Consider the following 13,647-nt stretch of genomic DNA (forward strand, 5'->3'; position numbering starts at 1 on the left):
GGCTTCTGGGCCGCGGGGCGGTTGCCTGTTATACCGGCAGTCCTAAGCCCTGTCGTTTGTTATTGATATGCTGCTCGATCTCACTGGCTACCTGAACCGGGTCATCGCCTAGTATAACCTTGCCACCGGTCAGCTGTTCCACATCCTGGGTCAGCAGCTGGACCAAACGGGGTGCGCCGGTAATAAAGGGCGTGGGTGACAGGTGCGTGATGGTACCATAGGCTACGGCAAAGAAGCCGTCGATGGTGGCCTTTTGCTCCATCCATTCTGGTGCGGTAACGGCGATGGGAAGTTGCGGTACATCCACCTGCAGATGTTCGGCCAGGGCTGTTACCAGCATGGAGATACGGCCGGTATCGGTACAGGTCCCAAAGGGTAAAACCGGAGGAATCTTCAGCAGGTTACATACTTCCTGCAGCCCCTGACCTGCCTGGCTGATGGCATCTAGATTGCAGAGGCCTGCTACTTCCAGACCGTGTACACCGCAACCGCCTGCTACTACCAGGATGTCCCGCTTGATCAGTTCTTTAGTAAGACCTACGGTAGTGGTATCATGGGGTCCATTGCGCAAGGTGGTACAGTTGACCAGAGCGACAACACCTTTGAGTTTGTTGGCCTTGATTACATCCACCAGGGGATCCAGGGAGTTGCCCAGGGCCTGCAGCACGGCCTCAGTGGAGAAACCGGCAATGGCTTTCTGAGTTTTTAGCGGTACCCTGGCAGTAATCCCCCTGTTTTTTCGAGCCTTGAAGTTTTCGATGGCCAGATCGATGACGCGGTTGGCGATATTGGTCGCTTCGATGGGTTTATAATCCAGGGCATGGTGGAGACCGGGCAAACGCACGATGGTATTGACACTGATCAGAGTGAACTGATATTTTTCTGCATATTCACCCAGGTGCGGAGGTGAACAGTTTTCTTCCATGACGAAGGCATCAACAGTACCGGTGGCCAGTAATGGTTCAATGGCCAGCCAGTTGCCCATCAAGCCCACAAATACATCATCGACCGGGAAACGCTGAATTAATTCCTGGCCGGTTTCGATAGAACCGACAATCCGTAAACCCCTGGCGCCGGCGGCTTTGGCCTTGTTCTGGATATCGGCACTGCGGGCCAGCTGCAGGGTAGCGGCACCGATCCAGGGCTGATGGCCATTGAAAACGATATTGACATAGTCGCCATCCATAATGCCCAGGTCCACATTGACTTCATGGGGCATAGGAGTGCCATACAGGATATCCTGGACCATTTCCAGACCGATCTGAGCGGTGTAGATGGTGGCTATTCCCAGCCGCAGTGCTTTTTTGGCCAGAGAAACATAATCCCCGTCGACATTGGTTAAACAGCTGGCTACGGCATCCTGAATTTCGTAAACTACACCAGCGGGATAGATGGCCATTTTTTTCCAGACCTCTTTGCGTTTGCTGGGTGCGAATTTTTCTACCATGATGCTGGGGCTATCATGGTCTTTGTGCTGTTCAGCCAGGAGGAAATCAGCCAGCTGGGCAGCCATGGCGTTTATGTCCTGGTTGGTATTGATGCCAACAGTTTCACAGAACCAGCGCAGTTTGTTCTGGTCGGTGATGGTAAAGGGGGTCTTGCCTTCAGCTGTGGCTTTCAGGGTTTTGAAAGCCCAGTAGGCATGGTGTCCGTAGGTAGCGGCACCCATGATATTGCGCAGAAGCATATTGCGCATGGCCATACCATCACCATCGATACCACAGACCCCCCGGGTAATCCCGGCTTGCTCACTAATACGGCAGGGTCCCTGAGTGCAGAGGGTGCAGCTCAGGCCTTGCAGACAGAATTTGCAGCGGATTTTTTCCATGGCCTGATAGCGGTCGAAAACAGTGGTGAGGTTGTCTTCACGGATTTTTTGCACCATTTCCTCTACCGAGTCGTGGTAGCTGATTCTGGTATCTGTCATAAACCCACTCCTTTCCTGGATTGCTCTACAATAGTTTTTACCCGTGGTTTTTTTCTATGCAGGATGGTATGATAAAACATGAGGTGATTTAAGGATGTGGGTAGCACTGGGCGATTCCCTGACCTATGGCTTTCCCTATAGCCCCCGGGAGTCCTGGGTGGCCCGGGTGGCGGAGGAACTGGGGATACAGATTGAAAACAGAGGGATTTGTGGAGATACGCTTACTGATATGGCCAGACGTCTGGAAAAGGATGTGCTGGGATATCAGCCCAGTCATTGTCTGGTACTGGGAGGAACCAATGATGTTTACCAGCTGCACTACCGTTTCCAGAGAAGCTGTCAGGCCTTTATGCAGATAATTGATGGTTTGCGCCGGCATAATATTATCCCCCTGGTAGGTTTGCCCTTACCGGTAGAAGAGGCAGAAATCAGTGCCCGCTTGCAGGAATTGCTGGCCTGGCAGCGGGATTTTTGCACGGAGGAAGGTATTATCCTGATTGACTTCTTTGCTGCCTTTCAAAGACAGGGCGGTATCGCTCTCTTGCCCGATGGGGTTCATCCCGGACGGGAGGGTTACCGCTTAATGGCTGAAACTGCTCTGGCTGTTTTACGGCCTTTATTCAAGGAGGAACAAAGTCGATGAAAATTTACTGGCAAGGACAGGAACCCATCAACGCAGAAGTAGTGCTAGATCTGTTAAGAGCAATTTATGGGGAAGTGGAACTATTGCCTGGGCCTGCCGGGGCAGATCTGTGTCTCTATCTCAGCTTTGAGCGGGAAGGGCAACAGATAAGGGTACAAACGGAAATCTGCCAGGAGGGACAATCAGAACTGGTCTGGCTGGAGCGCGAGCTGCACCGGGCAGAAGAAGATTATAACGGCCTGCGGCGGATTTGCCGTCTGGCACTCCTTGAGGCCCTGTTGCCTTTCGCTGAAGCGGGCAAGCTGCCCTGGGGGGTACTGACTGGAATCAGGCCCACCAAAATCGTACATCGGATGCTGGCAGCCGGTTATCAACCCGGGGAAATTCGGGATTTGTTGCAAACCGGTTATGGCCTGACAGCAGAAAAGGCAGGGCTGTTGTTGCAAGTTGCACTGAGCCAGCGTCCCCTACTGGCAAGACAGGAGCGGGAACAGAAGCGGATCGGGATTTACATAGGTATTCCTTTTTGTCCTACAAAATGCCTTTATTGCTCCTTTCCTTCTTATCCCCTGGCGCGCTGGCAGAAGTGGACGGAACCAGTATTAGCGGCCTTATTGAAAGAGATGGCGGCACTAGGAGAACAGGTCAGAGAGCTGGGGCTTACGGTGGAATCCATTTATGTCGGCGGGGGTACGCCCACTTCGCTGGATGCCCGGGAGCTCAGGCAGTTGATGACCGGCATCGAGCAAGCTCTTTTGCAACCGGGGACAGAGGAATTCACTGTGGAAGCAGGTCGGCCTGATACTATCAATAGAGAAAAATTGCAGTTGTTGCGGGCAGCCGGGGTTAACCGCATCAGTATCAATCCGCAGACCATGAATGAGGCAACCCTGCAGAAAATCGGCCGGGCCCATACTCCTGATCAGGTGGTGGAATGTGTCCGGCTGGCCCGGCAAATGGGCTTTCCGGTTTTGAACATGGATCTGATTATCGGCCTACCGGGCGAGGGGCGGGAGGAGCTGGAAGCTACCCTGGCCAGCATCAGGGAGCTGGCCCCTGAAAATCTGACAGTCCATACCCTGGCCTTAAAAAGAGCCAGCTTGCTGGCAGAGGCAAAACGGCAGGGGCAGAGCCTGGAACTGGCTTCGGCCGAAGAGGCGGAAGCGTTGCTGGCCCGGGTTTACCGCTATGCTGAAGAAGAGGGGTTAGAACCCTATTATCTCTACCGGCAAAAACAAATGGTAGGTGCCCTGGAAAATGTGGGTTTTGCAGTACCGGGTAAAGCCTGTCTTTATAACATCCAGATGATTGAGGAAAGACAAACAATCCTGGGCCTGGGCGCAGGGGCAGGTTCAAAGTGGGTAAGACCTGATTACACTTTAGTCAATACCTATAATCCGAAAGACCCCATTGCTTATCTAGAACGCATTGATGAGGTGATTGTGCGCAAAAAACAGGCATTACAGGAGTTGTTTGGCTAGCATACCGGGTAAACCCCGGTATTTTTGTTTGAAAATTGAACAAACCAGAGTATTGTCAAAAAGATTCTGACATGTTATTATAGTTATTGCCTGGCAGGCAAAAAGAGGAGTAAAAAGAAATTTCAACAAAGGATGGTTAAATATGTCGAAAAGGCGCTCTTTTTTCTGGCGGGAAATAGTGAAATATGTCGCATTCCTGCAGCTTTTGTCGCTAAATGGTATCGCCTGGGCAGCTAAAAGTAAAAAAGCTGAAATGCTGACAGGGGAAATCCAGGATATCTGGGAAAAAGTCAGCAGTCTATCCGATATCCTGATGTATCTCGGGGCTTTCGGAGCCATTCTGGGACTGGGGGTAACCGGAATCAAACTGACCATGGGTGGCTGGAGTCCGGAGAATTTGCGAAAATGCAAGACCAGCGTGATTGTCGTAATGCTGGGGTTATTGCTGGTTGTGTCCAGCCGGGTCATGGTCGGAATTGTATATAATGCTGTGAAATAGGTGACCGGCATGGGCCAGATGAGGCGAAAATGGAAATTGTTGTTTACTGGTCTCTGTTTCATCTTTATACTATTGAGCATAGCCAGTAAATCGCAGGCAAATCCTGCAGCCGGTGGGTTAGCAAAAGTTATTAGCGCAGCTGCCCCTGTTGTTGGGGAGGCAGTGACCGGTGCAGTGATCGACCAAATCATCAGCAAAATCTCATCAGATCAGGGCCTCACACCGCAAGAAGCTACCTTACTTACCTCCTACATCCTTTCAGCTATCCTGCTCGAAGCTAACCATCAGATCGTAGCTTTTATCCAGAGCTATTTAAGCTATCAGCAGTATGTCTTCTCGGACAATGGCTGGTTACAGCAATGGTGGACAAGCTATTTGCTAATCGTCAATTTACTGGCTGTATTTGTCCTAACTCTTTACGGGGCGGGCCTGCTCTGGCAGGCGGGATTACAGGTTATGGCAGCGAAAAGGTCTTTGAAAGAATTGATTCCGCGCCTTTTATTTGGCCTGCTGCTGGCCAATGGTATTGTGGCTCTGGTGGAAATGGTTTTACGGCTAAATGGTGCCCTGTGTCAGGGATTATTTAATCTGAATGCTGTCGGTGGGGCCCTGCAGCAGCTCCTGCCCGGGCTGAAGGTACAGGAAGGGGTTAACATCAACCTGGTTTTGCTGGTTCTTTATGCTATTGGCAGTACATTCGCTGCAGTTGTGATTATTTTGCGCCTGGCCATGATCAATTTGCTCACTTTGCTGGCACCGGTGGCGGCTTTGCTCTGGATTTGGCCGCAAACCCAGCACTTTTTCTGGAATTGGTTAAAAGAACTGTTAACCTGGGTTTTCAGTCAGCCTCTGCAGCTGTTAATTTTAACGGCCTTTGGTACAGTTATATTTCGCTCGCCTCAGGCTATTTCCCAGACACTGCTGGGGATAACCCTGTTTCTCTTCCTGGCAGCAACACCCTTCTGGCTGCGCAAGCTGGTAGCCAGCACTATCAAGGATAAGGATGAGGTTGAGCATGAACAGGCATTACACCTATAAAATTCCGCGCAACATGAATCATCCGGACAAAGTCTGGTCCAACGGTACCCACTATATTTCCTGGTTTGATGTTATCCTGAGTTTTGCCGGGATTTTGCTGATTATCGCCCTGACCTATCTGGTCAAAAACATTCTGGTTCTTGTATTGAGTATTTTTCTGATTATGCTTGTCTGCGGGGTACTGGTTTTCTGGAAGCCCCGGGGCTGGCCGCTATATAAAATAGCCTTGCTATTTCTGATTGATAAAATGCGTCCAGCAGTTTGGGGGGAAGGGGAAAAATATGCCGGCAAGTATTAAACAATTGCTGGGTATAACCAGGGTAGAGGATGAGCTTGTAATTTTATCCAGGGATAGATATCGGGCTATTCTGGAAGTTCAACCTCCCAGCCTGGGTCTTTATGATTGGGAAAAGTGCCATCAATTTGACCTGGCTTTTGCCCGTTTGATGGACGGCTTGAACTTTCCGTTACAAATTCTGGTTCGTCCCGTGCCGGTGGATCTTTCCAGCCTGGAGGAGAAATTGAACCAGCTCCTGGCCCGGGAGTTCATGGAATCGAGGATCAAATTGCTAAAAGCCTATGCGCGCTGGCTCTATCAGGCTGTTCAGCAAAAACAGGTAGCAGAGAAAAAAATCTATCTGATTCTGGGCTGGGATGCGGTCCAGGTAAGGGAAGGGGCCTTGCAGCAGGCCCGGGAGGAATTGGATGAACGCTGTCGGCTGGTTCAGCAACTGGCCCGGAAAGAAGGGATCGGGATAAGACGGCTGAATACTATCGAAATTTTTGATTTTCTTTACCGTTGCCTTAATCCGGGTCTGGCAGAAAGGCAGGAAATAGAGTGGCAAAAATTTTTAGCAGATGGCAAAAAGGAAAAACCATGGATAAAACTGAAGAAACCATTGACTTAACCCGGAAATCCAGACCTGAAACCCAGCAGGATCCTCTTCCGTTGCGCCTGCTGTTACCTTCGGCAGCAGCGCGCCACAACCAGCTGGCTGGCACCATGGTGATTAATGGTTATTATCAGGCGCACCTTTATTGTCTAGCTTTTCCTTACGAAGTGCCCATCGGCTGGTTACAACGGCTTTTCCGCTGGTCTGGACCTTGCTGGCACAGTCTGCACCTTGTCCCGCTGGATCGGCTGACCACCATGAAAAAACTGGCCCGTCAGCAGGTGAATGCGGGTTCAACCCTGGAAAATGCCCGCCGCAAGAACTATTTACTGGATCCAGAAGAGGCCGTGGTTTTCCAGGATGCTGAGGAGTTGCGTCATAGTCTAGTGCGCGGGGAACAGAAGATGTATCAGCTCTCCTGGTATGTGGCTGTTCAGGGGGAGACGGAAGAAGAAGTAAAAAGCAGCCTGCGGGATGTGGAAGCCGAACTGGGCAGTGCCGGTATCATCAGCCGGCGGGCTATCTGGCAGGCACCGGAAGCCTGGCTATCCGTCCTGCCCCTTGGCCTGGATCTATTGCAATATCAGCATACTTTCACATCAGAGGCACTGGCAGCCATCAATCCCCTGCATGTTCCCGTAGGTACCGGTTATACCGGAGTGGTGCTGGGCATTGAAGCCAAAACCGGTAAGCTGGTGGCCATAGACACTTTTGCCCTGACCAATGCCAATATAACCATTATGGCCATGAGCGGTGCCGGCAAAACTTATTTGACCAAAACCCTGATCACCCGGGAACATTTCTGGTATGGCAATGACCTGATTGTTATCGACCCGGAAGATGAATACGGCACCTTGATCTCTGAACTGGGGGGAGAACTGGTCAGACTGGATCTGCAACAGGGAGCGGGGATCAATCCCCTGGAGCTCTGGGGAGATAGTGAAGGCAATGGGCTGGCCGAAAAGATTGAGTGGTTGCTGGGCCTGTTCAGCTTAATGCTGGGGGAACTTGGTCCGGTTCAAAGAGGATTACTGGAGCAAGCCCTCATCAGAGCCTATCAGGCCCGCAGCACTATGCCCCTGAACCGGGGGGCAGCTATTGGACAAGAAGAGATAGTTATCGTTGGCAAGAAAAGACGCCAACCCCTGTTGACTGATGTTTATCAGCAGCTGGCTGAAATGGAAGATCCGGAAGCCCGCATCCTGTGTCAGGGACTCTATCGCTGGGTTTATGGAGCTGTAAATCTCTTTAACTGCCATACTGACCTTAATCTCAAAAACCCTCTGGTCTGTTTTGTCCTGAAGGGTCTGGATCAGGAGGAAGTGAAGGCAGTGGCTGCTTATGTAATCGCTGGCTATTGCTGGGGTAAAATGAAACGCCAGCGGGACCAGAGAAAGATCAGGCTGGTACTGGATGAGGCCCATTTACTTTTGAAATATCGGGATACCGCCAGCATTATGGCCCGCTTTGCCAGGCAATGCCGCAAGTATAATGCCGGTTTACTTACCATCAGTCAGAATGTGGATGAGTTTTTGCTTAGCGAGGAGGGCAGAGCGGTTGCCCTTAATTCTGCCGTGCAAATTCTCCTGCGCCAGCATGAAGCTGCCCTTGACCAGGTCAGTCAACAGTTTTGCCTGACCGATTTTGAGCGGGAATTCATCCAGCAAGCAGGGCGGGGGGAGGCCCTGGTGCGGGTAGCTATGACTGATGGTATGCAAAAGTATGGAATTAATGTGGTGGCCAGTGAATATGAACATGAAATTTACTGTTCTCGGTAGCCAGCAACGCTGGCTGGGCTTTTTCCTGCTGGTTCTGATCCTGGGGTTGCTTATGTTTTTAGGGGTTTATATCTGTATTTTCTGGATACTGCTTGAGGCCAATGGGGTAACAGTGAAACTGGAATTTCCTACTGTCAGGGAACAGATACAGTGGGAGGAGGTGGGTAAGGGGCAGCTACTGGGCAAATATGTTTTTCCTGTGCTGGGTAGCTATAACTACAGCGATTCCTGGGGGGCACCTCGCAGTTTTGGTGGTGAGCGCCAGCATGAGGGCACTGATATTTTTGCTCTCTGGGGCACTCCATTAATTGCCGTTACCGATGGTCTAATCGAAAAGCTGGGCTGGAATACTTATGGTGGCTGGCGTATCGGCTTACGCGGAGAAGATGGAATCTATTATTACTATGCCCATCTTTCTTCCTATGCTGCAGGGATTTATCTGGGGAAAAGGGTAAGCAAAGGAGAAATTCTGGGGTATGCAGGCAACTCCGGTTATGGACCGGTGGGAACGACCGGGCGGTTTCCGCCCCATCTTCATTTTGGCATTTATATTGATGGACAGGCTACCAACCCCTATCCATATTTGAAAATGTGGGAAGGAAACAGGTGACATGGTGGTGGAGAAAAGTTTTCTAAAAAAGAATCTGAGTTTGGTGCTGGCTATATTATTTGCTCTTGTGAGCTTTTTGTTATTGCAAAAATACGTTAATAGTATGATTCAGCCGGAAACTGCCGTGGTAGCTACCAGGAATATAAAATCCGGTGAGCTCTTTAGTGCTGATTCGGTGAAAGTGGAAGAAATACCCCGAAAAGGGGTCATCCCCGGTGTGATCCGCAATCCTGGCGCACTGGTAGGAAAGAGAGCTGCTTACCCTCTTCTGGCCGGTCAGCAGATCAGTGAAACCGCCGTCAAGTCAGGGCAGGGCGAGCTTCAGGTCGGACCGGATCAAAGGGTGGTTGCGATCAAGGCCACTCTCACCAATTCTCTGGGCGGGAGATTACATAAAGGGGATAAGGTGGATATTTTTGTGCGCTGGCAGGATAAAAACAGTGGGCTGGTGTACAGTCAGCCGTTGCTCAGTGGCATTACCGTACTGGGGGTGCTGGATGATCAGGGGCGGGACTTTGAGCAGAGACAAAAAGACGTGCTGGATAAGGGTGGGCGCCTCATGCCTGGTGCAGTGCTTTTGGCAATAGAACAGAAACGGGTAGCTGAGGTTTTGCGTTATGAGGTCCTGGGTGAACTGGTGCTGGCTGGCAGTACCCGCCTGGAGTGAGGGAGGGATGAAGTTTGCGCATCATGCTGGCTACCGGTGATGATATTCTGGCTCCGGTGATTACGGAAAGAAAAGACTGGGAACTGGTTGGGTTGGCCTTATTTGCCGAAGATGTGCTGGAGCAAATCAAGCTAACCGGGCCAGATCTGGTGATTATAGCAGATGAGCTGGATCCTCATCTGCGTACCAGTAAGAGGATCCGGCTGGAATATCCGGATCTGCGCCTGATCTATATCATTACCGATGAAAATAACCCTGTTACTTCTGATGACCTGCTAAAAATGGGCATTTACGATATTCTGCCTGGTGTCTTTAAAAAGAAGGATTTACTGGATTTGATTGCTAATCCCAGGAGCTGGCAGGATACCGTCTCGGCGGAGCAGCTGCTGGAGCAACTGGTGGAAGAACCCGGGGAAGAAGCCCCAAAAGTTACTGAAATGATGCCAGCACCAAAACTGGTCTACAAGCAAAAAATTCTGGTTTTCTGGAATCCCAAACCCGGTACAGGGAAAACCTTTCTGGCCAGCGGGGTAGCATTGGCACTGGCGCAAAAAGGACTGAATGTGGGGTTTCTGGATGGGGATTTAAATAATCTGTGTGCTCCCTACTGGCTGGGGGTGGAAAACAAACAGTTTCCCTTGCACAAAGCTATTCGCTCGGGAGAAGAAAGCCGGATTCAGGCTCTGGGGCAGCCCCATCCCCTCTGGCCTAACCTTATTATCTACAGCGGGACGATCTATTGCCGACCTGAAAGTTACAGCCAGTTTGAACCGGAACAGTTTCGCTCTTTTATCAACAGAATGAAAAGCTGTTTTGATGTCATCATAATTGACACTGCCAGTGACTTAAAACTGGTAAGTACATATATCGCATTACAGGAAGCCAGTGAAGTTATTATTCCGGTGAATCAGGACTATTGTCAGTTGCTGGCCATCAAACGCTACTTGCAATTATGGCAGAGGTTGAATATGGATAGTGGGAAAATCTACTACTGGCCTAACGGAATCAATGCCGCTGTTAAACCGGCACTTTCAACCATGATGGAAATATTGCCCGGTCGCTGGGGCAAGCTCTTTCCTGACCTGGGCAGTGAAATATTTGAGCACTTGCTGGCCGGTGAGCATCCCTGGTTTAAACTGAAGGAAAAGGAGGCGAGCTGGGAGGAAAATCTCAGGACTCTCTTTCCAGCCTATCAGCCTCAGCCAGCAGGAAGAGGTGGTAGATTATGGCCATCGTTGATCTCCTTACCGAGCTGGCCAAGGCCAGGCTGGAAAAAGCTGATACCGAAGGAGAATTAACGGGATATAACCGTTTACTGAATGAGGTAAAGGATTATTTGCTAAAAAATCACAGCCAGCTGGTAGGACTTTCACTGACTGACCGGGAGAAAAAACAGGCTGTTGCCCAGATCATCCAGGACTATTTGACTGGAGAGACAGGCTATTTACTCCCCGATCTGGAAAAAATCAAACAGTATTGTATCCAGGAAATTTGCGGTTATGGACCGCTGGATGACTTGCTGGCCAATCCCGATATCAATGAAATCATGGTTAATAACTATCAGGAAATCTATATTGAAATAAATGGTCAGATTCAGAAAACCAGTCGGCAGTTTGCTTCAGAAGAACAGCTAATCAATGTAGTGCGTAAAATTCTGGCTCCGGTGGGAAGAAGCCTGGACCTGGCCAATCCCTATGTAGATGCCCGTTTGGCTGATGGCAGTCGCTTAAATGCGGTTTTGAGCCCCATTGCTGTGCACGGAACCTGTGTTACCATCAGAAAGTTTCCGGTGCGCTTTTATACCCCGGAGAATTTGCTGGAGCTGGGGACTTGCAGTCGGGAAATGCTGGATTTTCTACGAGAAGCAGTGAATAACCGGGCCAATATCCTGTTGGTCGGCGGTACCAGCTCGGGCAAGACCAGCACTCTGCGTTCCATCTGTGCCTATATTCCATCCCATGAACGGCTGGTTACCATTGAAGATGTGGATGAGCTGAAGCTGAAGCAGCTTCATCCCCATGTAGTCAGCCTGGAAGCCAGAAAAAGCAAGGAGTTCCCGATTACTCTTTATGATCTCTTACTCAATGCATTGCGCATGCGGCCTGACCGCTTGATTGTCGGGGAAGTGCGAGGCAAAGAGGCCCTGGAACTGCTGGAAGCGATGAATACCGGCCATGAAGGCAGTATGGGCACTTTGCATGCCAATAATGCCTTGCAGGCAATTCAGCGGCTGGTATTGATGATATTGCGTAACAGTATGGATTTGAATCCAGAACTGGTGATGCGTTTGGTCTGTCAAACCCTTGATTATATCGTTACCATGAAGAGATTGAGTAATGGTAAAAGGGTGATGCTGGCAATAACTGCTGTCAGGGGCTACCAGCAGGGGGAACCCTGGCTGGAGGATGTCTTTTACTTCGAGGAGGACAGATTTTATGCTGCTAGCAGCTGAGCTGTTTTTGGCCGTTTCGGCTTGTTTGCTGGTCTGGTGGGCTTTTCGTGAAAATGAACTTGAGTTAATTGCCACCCTTTACAGGAAGCTTCCCAAACAGGTAGTTCTGGTGCTGGGTGGGGTACTGCTGGGAGCTGGCGTTGGTTTTTTGAGTGGAAGCAATTTCATTGTTATTCTTCTGATTTTTTGTGGTGGAGCATTGCCCTATTTCTTTTATCGTAAACAGTTGATTCGCCAGCAACAACGGCTGGTAGAACAGATGGTAGCTTGCCTTTACCAGCTGGCTTCTTTATATGGAGTTTGTAATAATGTCTATCATGCTTTTGTGCAGACTGCCCAAACAGCTCCTGAACCGCTGAAGTCAGTCTTGCAGGAATTGCTGGCTGACTGGGAACTGGCCGGCTTGTCCACAAATGAAGCTATGGCCCGATTGGAGGAACGCATTCCCCATGATGATGTTCGTTTCTTCTGCCGCATTATTAGCCTGGCAGAACAGACAGGGGGAAACATCAAAGACATCATGTTACAGGTGCCAGAGTCCTTACAGGAACGACAGCTTTTAAGGGAAGAGGGTATGGCGGAACTAAAAGGTTATATCGCCCAGGCCTGGCTTTTAATCTTACTGGTACCTGGCTTTTTGTTGACCTTTTATCTATTGCAGCCTGAATTCATCTATTTATTAATGGATACTGCCCTGGGCAAGGGAGCTCTTTCCCTGGTGCTTTTTATAACTGCGCTGGCGGCTTATCTGGTAGACAGGGTGGTTTCCCCGCAGGAATGGGAGGATATGGCACGGTGATAAAGCTGCTAATTGCTTTGCTGGCTTTGGCCAGCGGCTGGCTGGTTAAAACCATATTAAAAAAAATCCTGACAAGCTATAACTCCAGGGAGCAAAAACGCCTGGAGCTGATCCAGCGCATAGGGTTTCTGCCCTCAGAGGAAAAGGATTTGACTACCAGATTGATGGAAAAATATTTGCTGTACTGGTATAAGCAGAGATTAAACTGGCTGGGCGGAGAACTGCAACCTGCCTTGCTGCGGGAAATAAAAAGAACTGCCGGACTGGGGTTGTTAGTGGTTTTTACCGGTATCTTACTGGCCATATTTAAACATAAAGTTTCCATACTGATTTACTGGACGGGGATGGGGATATTGCTCATTCACTGGCCTCTTATAAAAAAGCGCCGTGTTTATTTGCGCCAGCGGCAACAACTACAACGGGAAATGCCCAATTTAATTGATGGGGTCAGGGTTTTGCTGGGAGCGGGGTTTAGCTGTGCCCAGACTTTATCCTACTGGAAGCGCTTTGCTGGCCCTGCCCTCTTACCTTACCTGCAACAGCTGGAACAGGAGGCTGATTTGGAAGGGCTGGAAACGGCCTTAACCAGATTTGGTACCAGGGTAAATACCGCCCCGGCACAGGTACTGGTTTCCCTGTTGCTGCAGGAAATGCGCGGAGGAATAGATATAAGGGCAGCTGTTGGCCAGTTATCCGGTTATCAGCGCAAAATACGCTGGCAACAACTGCGGGGAGAGCTGAAGAAAAAACCGGTGTACCTGGCCTTGCTGGGAGCTATCCTCTTTGCTAATTTGTTTATCTTAATTGGAGTGCCGACAGTACAACTGATTTTACGAATACGACAGCTTAACTGAGATAAA

14 protein-coding genes are annotated in these 13,647 nt (G+C 50.0%); 13 read left to right on the forward strand and 1 reads right to left on the reverse strand.

The features are described 5' to 3' along the window. Nucleotides 1–28: 28 nt before the first annotated feature. Nucleotides 29–1,927 carry an anaerobic carbon-monoxide dehydrogenase catalytic subunit gene (gene cooS, locus B5D20_RS01875; protein ID WP_078664535.1) on the reverse strand — a complete coding sequence of 633 codons (1,899 nt, stop codon included), beginning with the start codon at nt 1,925–1,927 and terminating at the stop codon, nt 29–31. 94 nt (nt 1,928–2,021) lie between these two features. Here cooS and B5D20_RS01880 point away from each other — a divergent pair, with 94 nt between their 5' ends. The 13 genes from B5D20_RS01880 (at nt 2,022) to B5D20_RS01940 (ending at nt 13,641) form a co-directional block, all read left to right on the forward strand. Further along, nucleotides 2,022–2,570 (forward strand): GDSL-type esterase/lipase family protein, encoded by a 549-nt coding sequence (locus B5D20_RS01880; RefSeq protein WP_078664536.1) that lies wholly within the window; start codon nt 2,022–2,024, stop codon nt 2,568–2,570. Next, on the forward strand, nt 2,567–4,051 hold the full coding sequence (hemZ, locus tag B5D20_RS01885; RefSeq protein WP_078664537.1) for a coproporphyrinogen dehydrogenase HemZ: 1,485 nt from the start codon (nt 2,567–2,569) through the stop codon (nt 4,049–4,051). Before B5D20_RS01880 ends, hemZ begins: the two co-directional genes overlap by 4 nt. 142 nt (nt 4,052–4,193) lie before the next feature. Next, nucleotides 4,194–4,550 (forward strand): hypothetical protein, encoded by a 357-nt coding sequence (locus B5D20_RS01890; RefSeq protein WP_078664538.1) that lies wholly within the window; start codon nt 4,194–4,196, stop codon nt 4,548–4,550. 18 nt (nt 4,551–4,568) lie between these two features. Then, nucleotides 4,569–5,588, forward strand: a complete 1,020-nt coding sequence (locus B5D20_RS01895) for a type IV secretion system protein (RefSeq protein WP_159071916.1) — start codon at nt 4,569–4,571, stop codon at nt 5,586–5,588. After that, nucleotides 5,566–5,886 (forward strand): hypothetical protein, encoded by a 321-nt coding sequence (locus B5D20_RS01900; protein WP_078664540.1) that lies wholly within the window; start codon nt 5,566–5,568, stop codon nt 5,884–5,886. Before B5D20_RS01895 ends, B5D20_RS01900 begins: the two co-directional genes overlap by 23 nt. Beyond that, nucleotides 5,870–6,496 carry a hypothetical protein gene (locus B5D20_RS01905; RefSeq protein WP_078664541.1) on the forward strand — a complete coding sequence of 209 codons (627 nt, stop codon included), beginning with the start codon at nt 5,870–5,872 and terminating at the stop codon, nt 6,494–6,496. Before B5D20_RS01900 ends, B5D20_RS01905 begins: the two co-directional genes overlap by 17 nt. Beyond that, nucleotides 6,427–8,259 (forward strand): VirB4 family type IV secretion system protein, encoded by a 1,833-nt coding sequence (locus B5D20_RS01910; RefSeq protein ID WP_143311771.1) that lies wholly within the window; start codon nt 6,427–6,429, stop codon nt 8,257–8,259. Before B5D20_RS01905 ends, B5D20_RS01910 begins: the two co-directional genes overlap by 70 nt. Beyond that, on the forward strand, nt 8,231–8,869 hold the full coding sequence (locus tag B5D20_RS01915; protein WP_159071915.1) for a M23 family metallopeptidase: 639 nt from the start codon (nt 8,231–8,233) through the stop codon (nt 8,867–8,869). The genes B5D20_RS01910 and B5D20_RS01915 overlap by 29 nt, the downstream gene beginning before the upstream one ends. A gap of 7 nt (nt 8,870–8,876) precedes the next feature. Then, nucleotides 8,877–9,536, forward strand: a complete 660-nt coding sequence (gene cpaB / locus B5D20_RS01920; protein WP_159071914.1) for a Flp pilus assembly protein CpaB — start codon at nt 8,877–8,879, stop codon at nt 9,534–9,536. 23 nt (nt 9,537–9,559) lie between these two features. Then, the gene (locus B5D20_RS01925; protein ID WP_242946682.1) at nt 9,560–10,834 is read left to right on the forward strand and encodes a CpaE/TadZ family protein; all 1,275 of its coding nucleotides are present in this window, start codon (nt 9,560–9,562) and stop codon (nt 10,832–10,834) included. Then, nucleotides 10,762–11,988: a TadA family conjugal transfer-associated ATPase gene (locus B5D20_RS01930; RefSeq protein ID WP_078664546.1), complete on the forward strand. Its 1,227-nt coding sequence runs from the start codon at nt 10,762–10,764 to the stop codon at nt 11,986–11,988. Before B5D20_RS01925 ends, B5D20_RS01930 begins: the two co-directional genes overlap by 73 nt. Beyond that, nucleotides 11,972–12,787: a type II secretion system F family protein gene (locus B5D20_RS01935; RefSeq protein WP_159071913.1), complete on the forward strand. Its 816-nt coding sequence runs from the start codon at nt 11,972–11,974 to the stop codon at nt 12,785–12,787. The genes B5D20_RS01930 and B5D20_RS01935 overlap by 17 nt, the downstream gene beginning before the upstream one ends. Next, complete coding sequence (locus B5D20_RS01940; RefSeq protein ID WP_078664548.1) at nt 12,784–13,641, forward strand: hypothetical protein; 858 nt, start codon at nt 12,784–12,786, stop codon at nt 13,639–13,641. Before B5D20_RS01935 ends, B5D20_RS01940 begins: the two co-directional genes overlap by 4 nt. Nucleotides 13,642–13,647: the final 6 nt, after the last annotated feature.

The sequence above is a fragment of the Carboxydocella sporoproducens DSM 16521 genome (genome assembly GCF_900167165.1).
GTDB lineage: Bacteria > Bacillota.

Coding starts and splice junctions, on each gene's coding strand:
- cooS (WP_078664535.1), bottom strand. CDS start 1,927: ATGACAGATACCAGAATCAGCTACCACGACTCGGTAGAGGAAATGGTG.
- B5D20_RS01880 (WP_078664536.1), top strand. CDS start 2,022: ATGTGGGTAGCACTGGGCGATTCCCTGACCTATGGCTTTCCCTATAGC.
- hemZ (WP_078664537.1), top strand. CDS start 2,567: ATGAAAATTTACTGGCAAGGACAGGAACCCATCAACGCAGAAGTAGTG.
- B5D20_RS01890 (WP_078664538.1), top strand. CDS start 4,194: ATGTCGAAAAGGCGCTCTTTTTTCTGGCGGGAAATAGTGAAATATGTC.
- B5D20_RS01895 (WP_159071916.1), top strand. CDS start 4,569: ATGAGGCGAAAATGGAAATTGTTGTTTACTGGTCTCTGTTTCATCTTT.
- B5D20_RS01900 (WP_078664540.1), top strand. CDS start 5,566: ATGAACAGGCATTACACCTATAAAATTCCGCGCAACATGAATCATCCG.
- B5D20_RS01905 (WP_078664541.1), top strand. CDS start 5,870: ATGCCGGCAAGTATTAAACAATTGCTGGGTATAACCAGGGTAGAGGAT.
- B5D20_RS01915 (WP_159071915.1), top strand. CDS start 8,231: ATGAACATGAAATTTACTGTTCTCGGTAGCCAGCAACGCTGGCTGGGC.
- B5D20_RS01925 (WP_242946682.1), top strand. CDS start 9,560: ATGCTGGCTACCGGTGATGATATTCTGGCTCCGGTGATTACGGAAAGA.
- B5D20_RS01930 (WP_078664546.1), top strand. CDS start 10,762: ATGGCCATCGTTGATCTCCTTACCGAGCTGGCCAAGGCCAGGCTGGAA.
- B5D20_RS01935 (WP_159071913.1), top strand. CDS start 11,972: ATGCTGCTAGCAGCTGAGCTGTTTTTGGCCGTTTCGGCTTGTTTGCTG.